This window comes from uncultured Sphaerochaeta sp. (genome assembly GCF_963676625.2).
In the GTDB taxonomy this organism is placed as follows: domain Bacteria; phylum Spirochaetota; class Spirochaetia; order Sphaerochaetales; family Sphaerochaetaceae; genus Sphaerochaeta.
This window is the reverse complement of record NZ_CAXXYB010000013.1, coordinates 41,819-53,286: the sequence shown is the minus strand read 5'-3', so window position 1 is coordinate 53,286 and position 11,468 is coordinate 41,819. Positions and strand designations below refer to the sequence as shown.

9 protein-coding genes are annotated in these 11,468 nt (G+C 44.2%); 5 read left to right on the top strand and 4 right to left on the bottom strand.

All coding sequences use genetic code 11. The features are described 5' to 3' along the window. Positions 1-2: 2 nt before the first annotated feature. The 4 genes from ACHZBG_RS16655 (at position 3) to ACHZBG_RS16640 (ending at position 5,827) form a co-directional block, all read left to right on the top strand. Positions 3-1,253: an ABC transporter permease gene (locus ACHZBG_RS16655; RefSeq protein WP_320130590.1), complete on the top strand. Its 1,251-nt coding sequence runs from the start codon at positions 3-5 to the stop codon at positions 1,251-1,253. A gap of 21 nt (positions 1,254-1,274) precedes the next feature. Then, the gene (gene pepD, locus ACHZBG_RS16650; protein ID WP_320130589.1) at positions 1,275-2,738 is read left to right on the top strand and encodes a beta-Ala-His dipeptidase; all 1,464 of its coding nucleotides are present in this window, start codon (positions 1,275-1,277) and stop codon (positions 2,736-2,738) included. Between the two features lie 129 nt (positions 2,739-2,867). Next, positions 2,868-4,058: an IS256 family transposase gene (locus tag ACHZBG_RS16645; RefSeq protein WP_320130588.1), complete on the top strand. Its 1,191-nt coding sequence runs from the start codon at positions 2,868-2,870 to the stop codon at positions 4,056-4,058. Positions 4,059-4,363: 305 nt separating this feature from the next. After that, positions 4,364-5,827: a tagaturonate reductase gene (locus ACHZBG_RS16640; protein ID WP_320130587.1), complete on the top strand. Its 1,464-nt coding sequence runs from the start codon at positions 4,364-4,366 to the stop codon at positions 5,825-5,827. Here the strand turns inward: ACHZBG_RS16640 and ACHZBG_RS16635 are convergent. Together ACHZBG_RS16635 and ACHZBG_RS16630 are read right to left on the bottom strand one after the other, a co-directional pair. Further along, positions 5,772-6,236, bottom strand: coding sequence for a DUF4190 domain-containing protein (locus tag ACHZBG_RS16635; RefSeq protein WP_320130586.1), 465 nt, complete (start codon positions 6,234-6,236; stop codon positions 5,772-5,774). The two genes, ACHZBG_RS16640 and ACHZBG_RS16635, sit on opposite strands and share 56 nt — an antisense overlap. 107 nt (positions 6,237-6,343) lie before the next feature. Then, the gene (locus ACHZBG_RS16630) at positions 6,344-7,630 is read right to left on the bottom strand and encodes an NCS2 family permease (protein WP_320130585.1); all 1,287 of its coding nucleotides are present in this window, start codon (positions 7,628-7,630) and stop codon (positions 6,344-6,346) included. 315 nt (positions 7,631-7,945) lie between these two features. Between ACHZBG_RS16630 and ade the strand changes: the two genes are divergently transcribed. Then, on the top strand, positions 7,946-9,685 hold the full coding sequence (gene ade / locus ACHZBG_RS16625) for an adenine deaminase (RefSeq protein WP_320130584.1): 1,740 nt from the start codon (positions 7,946-7,948) through the stop codon (positions 9,683-9,685). An 8-nt stretch (positions 9,686-9,693) separates the two neighbouring features. On the opposite strand, the gene ACHZBG_RS16620 is transcribed toward ade, so the two are convergent. Together ACHZBG_RS16620 and ACHZBG_RS16615 are read right to left on the bottom strand one after the other, a co-directional pair. Then, positions 9,694-10,449, bottom strand: a complete 756-nt coding sequence (locus tag ACHZBG_RS16620) for an ABC transporter ATP-binding protein (protein WP_320130583.1) — start codon at positions 10,447-10,449, stop codon at positions 9,694-9,696. Beyond that, positions 10,446-11,465, bottom strand: coding sequence for an iron ABC transporter permease (locus tag ACHZBG_RS16615; RefSeq protein ID WP_320130582.1), 1,020 nt, complete (start codon positions 11,463-11,465; stop codon positions 10,446-10,448). The genes ACHZBG_RS16620 and ACHZBG_RS16615 overlap by 4 nt, the downstream gene beginning before the upstream one ends. Between the last annotated feature and the right edge of the window lie 3 nt (positions 11,466-11,468).

Sequence of the window (11,468 nt, the reverse complement as noted above, 5' to 3'; positions counted from 1 at the left end):
AAATGAATACCAATAAAACAAAAATAATGAGCCTGATTTCTAATAATTTGGTATTAATACTGTTCAGTGTTATTTGTATTGCGGAAGTAATCTTGGCAAAACAAACCGCTGCCTATTTGGTCGGAGAGATTGTAACCCGGTTGTTTCGTAATTCGATTTTGATATTGTCCCTGTTAATACCTGTCTGGGCAGGAATGGGTTTGAATTTCAGTATCGTTCTTGGGGCCATGGCAGCCGAGATTGGCTTGATATTCGCAAAAAACTTTTTTATAACCGGAGTTTTGGGAATTTTCGTAAGCTTTGGAATCAGTATTCCCTTGGCTATCCTATTTGGTTATTTAACCGGACGTTTGTTTAATTTGACAAAAGGTCAGGAAATGATAACTGGTATGATCCTTGGTTTTTTTGCCAAAGGTCTCTTTGATCTGGTTTTCATGTTCTTATGTGGTCCTGTGATACCTATCAAGAATAAAACTTTGCTTCTAACCAATGGCATTGGATTGACTACTCCCATTTCCCTGGATGTCTCCAGTAAAAGTGCAATAAATAACATTTGGTTGATGCCCTTGAATGAATTCATTTTGATTGCAATAATTTTAGTTGATATCTACCTGCTTGTAAGGATTATCCTGGCAAAGAAAAAGGTTCTAGGAAAATTTGAATGGCAGAAACAGGGATTATTCTTCTTCAGTTTGGCTGTCACAGTTTTATATTTCTTGTTTCTTGCTTTTTCAAGAAAGTTTTTCATGGTATTGAATTTTACGGATATTCCAGTGGTTACAGGATTGATAATATTGGCCGTATGTCTCTACATTACGTATTTCTCGAAAACTAAAATTGGTAGTGATATCAATGCTGTTGGACAAAATAGATATGTCGCTGCGTCAATGGGAATAAATGTAGATAAGATAAGGATCAAGGCCGTCGTAATCAGTACTGTGCTGGCAGCCTTGGGCCAAATAATATTCATTCAGGAGATTGGCAATTTTGCGACATATAATGCACATGAAAATGTTGGGACCTTTGCTATAGCTGCTTTGTTGGTTGGAGGTGCTTCAATCAATAAGGCGACCATACGACAAGCTTTTTTGGGTGCATTATTGTTTCATACTATGTTTATCATCTCTCCGATTGCCGGAATGAAACTTTTTGGAAATGCACAGATGGGTGAATATTTCAGGGTTTTTGCATGTTACGCTGTTATCACCATAGCTCTGGTAATGCATTCGGTCAGTAATAAGAAAGCATCATAATAAATAATGAGGATGGGATATATGTATTCAAAATATTTAGAAGGGTTGCAGCCAAGACGTGTTTTTGAGATTTTTGACCAACTCTGCTATATTCCGCACGGTTCATGGAATGAAAAGGCCATCAGTGACTATGCAAAAGAATTTTGCCTAAACCTTGGATTGGAAACATATCAAGATGAGTTTCATAACTTGATAATTAAAAAGCCTGCTACAAAGGGCTATGAAAATGTTCCCATTGTTGTATTGCAAGCACATTTGGATATGGTTTGCCAGAGAAAACCAGATAGTACTCATGATTTTGAAAGGGATCCCATTGAAGTCTTGCGCAAGGGCGATTCTATCTATGCGAAGGATACGACCTTGGGTGCTGATGATGGAACGGGAGTTGCTTTTGCCTTGAGCGTCTTGGAGTCTACAAACTTGAAACATCCTCAACTGGAGGTTGTCTTGACGTCCAATGAAGAAGCAGGGATGACGGGGATCAAGAATCTTGACTTTGATAGGATCAAGGGTAGGGTGATATTGAATCTTGATTGCAGTGATGAAGGGATTGTGGTCGGTTGTGCCGGAACCCTTGTTTCTTGTACTTCCTTTTCTTTTGAACGAATCCCCCTTGTGTTGGACCGCGGAGTTTGTTCCATTACGGTATCTGGATTGCAAGGAGGTCATGCAGGTCTTATGGCAATACAGGAAGGTGGAAATGCCAATGCCCTCCTTGCAAGAGTGCTTTCCAGGATCTTTGAAGTTATTCCCTTTGGTTTGGTTTCTTTCGATGGAGGGTTGTTGGATAATGCCATCACCAGGGCAAGTACTTGTGTGGTTTCCCTGCCAAACCAAAAAATTCCTGAATGCATTCAGCTTATTTCAGAATATGAAAAGCTTTTACAAAAGGAATATGCAATGAAGGACGATGGAATAACTCTTTCTACCGAGGAATTGGTTTCTTGTGAAGAATCTCCGATGAGTGATGAGGATACCGAGAAATTCCTTAGTCTGATAAATGTTTTTCCGAATGGATTGTTATCCACGAGTAAGGATGTGAAGAATCTTGCAGAGCTTAGTGCCAATATGGGTGTGGTTCATACAAAATCTGGTACTATTGAAATTCATACAATGTGTCGGGCACGTTATGATAGCGGAAAACAACATTACCTTATCAAAGTGAAGCAATTGGCAAAACTTGCAAATGCAACGGTGACCGTTCTGTCAGAGGCGCCTGAGTGGGAATATAAACCGGCAAGTCGATTGAGCAATTTGATCAATGAAATTTATAACCAGGAATATGGAAAGGACATTTTAGTAGAGATTTCTCATGGTGGAAATGAATGCGGAAATTTCTTTAGGCATTTTCCTGATGCTGATATAGTTTGTTCAGGTACGAAAATCACTGGAGCCCATACAACGGAAGAGACTGTTGCCGTAAGTGTTATCCAGAAAGAATGGAAAATGCTTTGCCGAACTCTGGAAGGTATGTTGAATTATTAATTCTCTCCATTTGTATGATTCTGGGCATGTAGTTGGTAGTGTAAAATCAAGTTTGCAATTTGGAGTTGAAAAAGGTCACTGGGAGTTCCATACTGTTTGATAACGACACCAACAGGAGGGACTTACCCAATGACCGAGACCAATGATAGCACGTTTTTTGCAATGAAACTACTGGAATTCGAGGATGCAGAGGATCCTTTGCTGGCAATGATCCAGTGGATGACCAATCAGATGATGGAACTTGAGGTGGAGCAGAAGTGCAACGCATCCAAGGGTACCCACGAGAAGGAACGGCAGGCCTATCGCAGCGGATACCGCCCCCGTCGTTTCGATACCAGGCTTGGGACACTGTACATGCTGGTCCCGAAGCTCCGCAACGGGGGGTATGTCCCCTTTTTCGTGACCGAGAAGAAACGGAGTGAACAGGCACTGATCAATGTCATCCAGGAAGCCTGGACCAACGGGGTCTCCACCAGGAAGATAGATCGCCTTGCCAAGGCCATCGGGATCGAGGGCATCAGTGCCACTCAGGTAAGCAACATCACCGGTGAGCTGGACAGCCAGGTGACGGAGTTCCGCAACAGGCCACGGGAAGAGGAATACCCGGTGCTCTGGGTGGATGCGCTCTATGAGAAAATCAGGGACGACGGCAAGGTGATCAATGCCGCAGTATTGGTGGTCAGGGCAGTCGATTTGCACGGTGTGGTGCATATGATCGCCGTGGAGCCCATGTATGGGGAATCAGAGGCCTCTTATTCACAGCTGTTCGACAAGCTCAGGGAACGTGGCCTGCAAAAGGTATGGCTGGTTGTCTCCGACGCCCATCCCGGGTTGCAGGCGGCAATCCGCAAGTGTTTCCTCGGGGCCTCCTGGCAACGGTGCAAGGTGCATTTCATGCGCAACATCCTCGCCCACGTCGGACAGAAGGCGAAGGAGGACTTCGCCAGGCAGCTGAAGCAGATATGGCAGCAGCCGGACAAGCAGCATGCCATTTCCTATGCCAGGGCGATCGAGGCCGAATACGGGGACACGTTCCCCCAGGCCATCGAATGCCTGATGGGAGGGCTTGAGGATTCGCTGCAGTTCTACGACTACCCGTTGCTGGATTCCCGGAAGATCGCATCCAACAATGGCACGGAGAGGGCCAATGCCGAGATCCGCAGGAGAAGCCGTGTGGTGGGGGTCTTCCCCAGTGCCGGGTCCTACCTGAGGTTGTTGGTCTGCTATCTGATGGAATATGAGGACGACAACCAGAGCAACAGGTGTTACCTGAAAGCAGAGGCAATAGAGGAACAGCGGCGGCTGAGACACGCGGCATGATCATCAGATGGAGGAACTTTCAAGCCCCTTCGATTTTGAAATTGCAAACTAAACTTGACGCGACCCATGTAGTTTGTCAGAAGAATGATTTTTAAGCGAGTGAATTACTGTAATCATTGTCTATTGCCGATCATTGTGATATAGGAAAAAATCCATGGATATACCTCCAGAAAGAAAGGACCCTATTGAAAAGGATATGATCAAAGTCTATTCTATTCCAATCGGTAATGTTTGTCTTATGATCTTAGGCAACAATGTTACGCATGGATTTTATGATATTGATTAAGTTTTAGAAAGGAAAATACATGAAAAAGATTAATGAAGTAGTGGAAAAGAAAAACGGAAAGTATCCTGAAAAGGTGCTTCAGTTTGGAGAAGGGAATTTTCTTAGGGCCTTTGTTGATTGGATGATCGATGAGGCAAATGACGAAGGTCTCTTTGGTGGTAGTATCGTACTTTGCCAGCCTATTGCCCAGGGAATGGTTGCAAGGCTCAATGCTCAGGACAACGTGTATACCTTGGTCATGAGGGGCTTGGAGAAGGGAAAGAAGACTGAGAACGTAAAGGTCATTACTTCTGTCTCCAGGGGTGTCAATCCGTATGAGGAGTATGATTCCTATATTGCCCTTGCCAAGAGCAAGGACTTGAAAGTTATCGTTTCCAATACCACGGAGGCAGGCATTTCCTATGGTGAAGGCGATAAGCTTGATGATAGGCCTCCTACGTCCTACCCTGCAAAGATTTGTTCCTTCTTGTATACCCGTTACAAGCATTTCAACGGGGATCCTGCCCTGGGTATCCTTCTGCTTCCTGTCGAACTTATCGAAGACAACGGTCCTGTATTGAAAAGGATCGTATACCAATATGCAAAGGAATGGAATCTTGGTGATGGCTTTACCAAATGGCTCGATTCTTCCTGTACCTTTGCCAATACCTTGGTTGACCGCATTGTTACCGGGTATCCCAGAAATGAAGCCGCGGAATATGAAGAGAAATTTGGTTACAAGGATGACATGATCGACACCAGTGAGGTTTTCAATCTTTGGGTCATCGAGGCAAACAAGAAATATAGTGATATGTTCCCGATTGCCAAGACCCAGGCCAATGTCATCTGGACCGATGACGTGAAACCCTACAAGATGCGTAAGGTCAGGATCCTTAATGGTGCCCATACCTCTACTGTTCTTGCCGCCTATCTCAGTGGCTATGAATATGTAGGTCAATTTGTAAAGGATGAGGACTTTGAGGCTTATCTCAAGGATCTGATTTTCAGCGAGGTAATTCCTACAATCAAATTGCCGAAGGATGAGCTTGCCCAGTTTGCCAGTGCCGTGTTCGAGCGTTTCGGAAACCCGTTTATCAACCATCGGTTGCTTGATATTTCCCTTAACTCGGTTTCAAAGTTCGTGGCAAGATGTCTGCCTAGTCTGGAAGACTATTTATCTATCGAGAAAAAGCTTCCTTCCCACCTTACATTCTCCCTTGCTGCTCTCATCAAGTTCTATGATGTGAAGCACAATGAAGAAGGGTATTATGGAATAAGGGAAAATGGCGACACCTATTCTGTCAAGGACAATGCGGAGAACCTTGCATTCTTTGAGGAAGCCTGGAAAGAAAAGGATTTGGCCAAACTTGTTCGCAATGTGCTGTCAAGCAAGACCTTGTGGCAGAGAGATCTTACCGAAATTGAAGGATTATATAAAGAAGTTCTTGTCAACTTGGAATCCATCCAGAAAAATGGCGTAAGGGTAACGATAAAGAACCTATAAGAATCATTCTGGAAACAATGAAGGGAACTGTCGCAGGAGAGAAACTTGCGAGGGTTCCCTTTTTTCTACTACAAATACATGAAAAACGCGGGCCAGAACATTGCATGCGCCATACTTGCGAAGAGTCCGAAGAAAGCAATGAAAATGCAATGAATGCAATGAATATGAGAGAACTCAGTACCAGTCCTATGATGCTCATGGTAAACCCCGCCTTGGCTTGGGGATCATATCTTCGATTCTTGTTTCCTTGGACAATTCCTATGATACCCATGACAGTCCCTGCCAATGAAGCAATCCCTGAAAGACCACATACAAGAGAAAGGATTCCCATTATAAGGGCGATGAGGCTACTATTATCTTGTCTTTGCCCATATTGTGGTTGTTCTGAATACGGTTGATCATTATCCATGATAGTTCCTCCACGGCACAAATATACTAAGGAATAAGGAAGAATTCAAACTGAAAAAAATAAGGACCCACCGCAGTGAATCCTTAATGAACAGAATCAAAAATTAGTTATAGAGCACCAAAAATAATCTTTATAACGAAAAGGCCAAAGACAACCCAGGTCATTGGGGTGATTTCTTTGTTCTTCTTGCTAAAGAGTTTCATGAGTACATAGGAAATGATACCAAACATGATACCATCGGCAATGCTATAGGCAACTACCATGAAGATGATACACAGGAAACTCGGAAGAGCTTCGGTGATATCTCCCCATTCAATATCCTTGACAGGAGTCATCATCAAGACACCGACGATGATCAAGGCAGGAGCAGTTGCTGCACTTGGAATTGATTCAAACAAGGGTGCAAAGAACAACGATACCAAAAAGAGAATGGCAACGGTCAAGGAAGTCAAACCAGTACGGCCGCCTTCAACGACACCAGCGGATGATTCAACGAAGGTGGTGACCGTAGAAGTTCCGAGAACAGCACCAACGGTGGTTCCGATTGCATCAGCGAACAAAGCTTCCTTACAGTTTGGAATTGATCCATCAGGTTGAATCATATCAGCTTTGGTAGCACAACCGATGAGGGTTCCTACGGTGTCGAACATATCGACAAACAGGAAGGTGAATACGACGACTACGAAATCGAGGGATGCAATCTGGGAGAAATCAAACGGGAAGAAATAAGGTGTAGGAGGAACATAGGACCCACCGGCATATTGTGTAATTCCAAAGGGAATACCAATGATCGTGGTGGCGATGATACCAATCAAGAGAGCTCCATTTACCTTGAATGCCATAAGAACACCAGTGATTATCAGTCCGAGCATTGCCAAGCCTGCAGGACCGGTAAACCAAGTGGGACTCAGTCCGACCAAGGTGGATCCTCCAATGATGATACCGGCATTCTGCATACCGATAAAAGCAATGAAAAGTCCTATCCCAACCCCTATGGCCTTCTTTAGGTTTGCCGGAATGCTGTTTACGATAGCTTCCCTGATGTTGACGGCGGTCAAGATAAGGAAGATGATACCTTCAACAAATACGGCTGTCAAAGCGAATTGCCAGCTGTATCCCATTCCCATTACTACGGTGTAGGTCAAAAAAGCGTTCAGGCCCATTCCCGGAGCAAGGGCAAACGGAAGGTTTGCCAAAAGGGACATGACCAAAGTAGCGATCGCCGATGCAATTGCCGTAGCGGCGAATACCTTTGAGAAGTCCATTCCAGCTTGGGAAAGGATTCCTGGGTTGACAGCAAGAATGTAGGCCATTGTCAGGAAGGTTGTGACGCCCGCCATGATTTCCGTCTTGACATTTGTGTGTCTTTCTTTGAGCTTAAAAAATTTTTCCATCTATGCACTCCTTGCAGATGATGATTTATATGCATTATTCTAATACAACAGTTGGCTCAAGTACAGAAAAATTTTTGTATTTATCATTAACCAAATATGTGTTAAAAAAATATATAATAAATGAAAAAAAAATGTTTATTTCTGCTATATATATCAGAATATTAAAAAGTAATTCCTTTGAATTATCTGAAATTGTTGCAAGTCATTCATTTTTGAATGATAGGAACCAGATTTATTTGTTTTTTGCTTGAACTATTTCTTCCTGATGATACACTACACTAAAGTGTTGCGGTTTGTTGCCGTTGTGGAGGTCTTATGCGTGATAAAGCTAGTTTGAAAAATGTAATAGATGTAGCTTCAGGACGAGTCGAAGCTGATTTCTGTATTTCCGGATCTTTGGTCCTTGACGTATATAATAAGGAATGGTTTGAAACTGATGTACTGATAAGCCAAGGAGTGATCTGCGGATTCTGCGAAAAAGGAGAGGGGACGGCCAAGCAAATAGTCGTGGCAAAGGGAAAATATTTGGTGCCGGGTTTTATTGACAGTCATGTCCACATAGAATCCTCCCACTGCAGTCCTGCAGAATTTTCAAATCTGGTGGTTCCCTGCGGCACTACGACCGTAATTGCCGATCCTCATGAAATATGCAATGTCTGTGGTCTTGCTGGCCTGGACTATATGCTTGAAGATTCCAAGAATACTGCCCTACAGGCTTTTTTCATGGTTCCTTCCTGTGTTCCTGCGACACCTTTTGAACATAGCGGAGCCATCCTGCTTGCTCCTGAACTGGCAAAAGGGTTGCGTAATGAACGGGTTCTTGGGTTGGGGGAAATGATGGATTATCCAGGAGTAATCGCAGCTTCTCCGATGATTTTGGATAAAATATGGGAAGCCAAGTTGGCTGGAAAACTGATAGACGGCCATAGCCCGGCTATCGAAGGAAAGGATCTTGATGCCTATAGCGCTGCATCGATTCATACTGATCATGAATGTGAGACCCCTGAAGAGTTGAAACAACGTGTAAGAAGGGGTATGTATGTCATGCTTCGCCAAGGTTCTGCCTGTTGCAATGTATTGGGATTGCTAAAAGGGGTAACTTCGGATAACAGTCGACGTTGCCTTTTCTGCACTGATGATCGGCAACCCAAAAGTATCCTCAAGGAAGGTCATATCAATAATAACGTACGTCTTGCCGTGGAAGGTGGGCTTGATCCCATCGAGGCACTTTGCATGGCAACCATCAACAGTGCAGAGTGCTACCACTTGTATGACCGTGGAGCCATTGCCCCTGGTTTGCGTGCTGATTTTTTGCTTTATGATGACCTCAAGGACTTCTCGATGCCTCAGGTATATGTCGGAGGTGTGTTGGTTGCAGAAAGAGGAAAGATTATCACGGAGCAAAGACCAAGCGATGCCAGTATGGTCTCTGGCAAGATGCAGGTGAAGAATTTTTCAGTTGATCGCCTTGTGTTGCCCTTGAAGGCGGATTGGGTAAGAGTAATAGATATAATCAGTGGCGGGGTAGTAACCGGAGCCGGTGAAGCCTATGTGACGGTCAAAGACGGAAAATGGCGGCACGATGCCAAACAGGATATTCTTAAACTTGCTGTCATTGAAAGGCATCATGGAACAGGAAATGTTGCAGTGGCACTCCTTAGGGGATATGGACTGAAAGGTGGTGCAATTGCCACTTCAGTGGCTCATGACTCCCACAATATCATCGTTTGTGGAGATAATGATGAGGATATGGTTCTGGCTGTCAATCATTTGGTTGCCCTTGGTGGCGGCATGGTTCTCGTAAAAAAAGGGAAGATCCTTTCTGATCTCCCTCTTCCTATAGCGGGGCTCATGACAGGACTCAAGGGAAAGGCCGTCGCTGCCAGGCTGGAAGAATTGCACTCGCTTGCCCATGAAGAATTATCGGTAAATGATACGGTTGATCCTTTCATGACTCTTTGTTTCATGTCTCTTCCTGTCATTCCTACCTATAAGCTTACTGATATGGGATTGTTCGATGTCAGGAAATTTGACTTTGTGCCATTGGAATTATAAAAGATTCATCAGTAAACAAAAGTTTTCCCTTCGATTGAATAGACTGTAAGGGGAGTATCATAAAGGGTGGTCAACAGTTCCGAGGTGGCCACCCTTTCCTTTTGACCGAAGGTAAGCAGACTTCCCTTGCGAAGCATGGCTACATGGGTGGCCAGCTCAAGGGCAAGATTTGCATCATGGGTGGAGAAGACCAAGGTTTTTCCTTTTTCGTGCAAATTCCATAGGATTGCCATTACCTTCCGTCGATTCGCAGGATCCAGGGCGCTGGTTGGTTCATCCAACAACAATATCCTGCTTTGCTGGGCTATGGAACGCGCCAGTAGCAGTAGCTGATGTTCTCCTCCTGAAAGAGCAGTAATCGAACGTTTTGCAAAGTCCTGCAATCCTACTGTTTCAAGGGCATTGAAAGCAATTTCTATATCTTCGAATCCTGGGGAACCCAGTTCTGAAAGGTAAGGTGCCCGTCCGAACAGGGTATAATCAAGTACCGTAAACGAGAAATTATAATTCTCGCTCTGGGGGACCAATGCAAGGGTTCTTCCTAATTCTTTTCTACCATAGTCGCAAATATCCTTGCCAAAGATTGTTATTCCCTGGGCTTTTTTCCAGGATAGCATCATATCCATGAGGGTGCTTTTCCCTGCACCATTGGAACCAAGCAGGGCTACGGTACTTCCTTCTTCGATTTCGAGGGAAAAATCCTTGATTGCCTCGGTGCCTGAGGAATAGGTATATGAAACATGGTCCAAAGAGATTGCTGTCATGCCTTACCCTCCTGGTTTTTCAACGAGAGGATGATAATAAAGGTGATTGCACCTATGAAACTGGTCAAAAGGCCGATAGGAATCTCTGTTGCAAGGAGACTGCGTCCTACCGTATCACAAAGCAGCAGGAATATTGCGCCCATGAGGGTAGCTCCGGGCAAGGCCACCTTGCTATCGGAACCAAAGAGTTTTCTGGCAAGATGGGGCATTATAAGTCCCACCCAACCGATGAGACCGGTAATGGATATGGTAAGGGTTGTCCCGATGGTAGCCACCAAGAGTAGAATAATCCTGTCCCTATTGGGATTCAGCCCAACTGAATAAGCGGTTTTTTCCTGAAGTGAAAGTAAATTGAGCTTCCATCGGAATCGAAGGATGACCAAGATGCAGACAAGTACAATAGGCATTATGGTAATAATCTGTTTCCAGTTGCAATTCCAAAGGCCGCCCATCATCCAAAAAGTGATATCCTGAAGATCCTTGGTTGGTTCAGCAACCAATTTGACAACTCCCAAAGCCGAGGAGAAAATGGCCGAGACTGCAATGCCTGAAAGAACCAATCGAAGCAACCATCCCCCGAAACGAAACTTCTTTGCAAGAAAATAGGAAAGTAGAAGAGCCGTCAAACCAAATACTGTGGCACTGACTTGTACCAAGGCTGAACTGCCATTTCCAATTACCATGATCAGCGCAGCACCAAAGGCAGAACCTTGGCTGACGCCTAAAAACCCGGGTTCAACGAGAGGATTTGAAAAGAGCATCTGGAAGGTAAATCCTGCGGCACTGAGAATTGCACCAGCAAGAAGTGCCAGTATTATTCTGGGAAGTCTGACATTGAGAATGATGTTTTGCATCAAAAGATCAGTAGACAGATTCTTGGGAAATGAGATGCCTCCCTTAGGATAACGTCCTGCAAAAAGAAACAACACTGACAAGAGAACAAGGAGAATGCAAAGGCACGACAAGATGAACCTGTTGTGCCTTTGTTCCTTTTTATAGGTTGCAGTGGAATTCATATA

Coding starts and splice junctions, on each gene's coding strand:
- ACHZBG_RS16630 (WP_320130585.1), bottom strand. CDS start 7,630: ATGGAAAAATTTTTTAAGCTCAAAGAAAGACACACAAATGTCAAGACG.
- ACHZBG_RS16645 (WP_320130588.1), top strand. CDS start 2,868: ATGACCGAGACCAATGATAGCACGTTTTTTGCAATGAAACTACTGGAA.
- ade (WP_320130584.1), top strand. CDS start 7,946: ATGCGTGATAAAGCTAGTTTGAAAAATGTAATAGATGTAGCTTCAGGA.
- ACHZBG_RS16620 (WP_320130583.1), bottom strand. CDS start 10,449: ATGACAGCAATCTCTTTGGACCATGTTTCATATACCTATTCCTCAGGC.
- ACHZBG_RS16635 (WP_320130586.1), bottom strand. CDS start 6,236: ATGGATAATGATCAACCGTATTCAGAACAACCACAATATGGGCAAAGA.
- ACHZBG_RS16655 (WP_320130590.1), top strand. CDS start 3: ATGAATACCAATAAAACAAAAATAATGAGCCTGATTTCTAATAATTTG.
- ACHZBG_RS16640 (WP_320130587.1), top strand. CDS start 4,364: ATGAAAAAGATTAATGAAGTAGTGGAAAAGAAAAACGGAAAGTATCCT.
- pepD (WP_320130589.1), top strand. CDS start 1,275: ATGTATTCAAAATATTTAGAAGGGTTGCAGCCAAGACGTGTTTTTGAG.
- ACHZBG_RS16615 (WP_320130582.1), bottom strand. CDS start 11,465: ATGAATTCCACTGCAACCTATAAAAAGGAACAAAGGCACAACAGGTTC.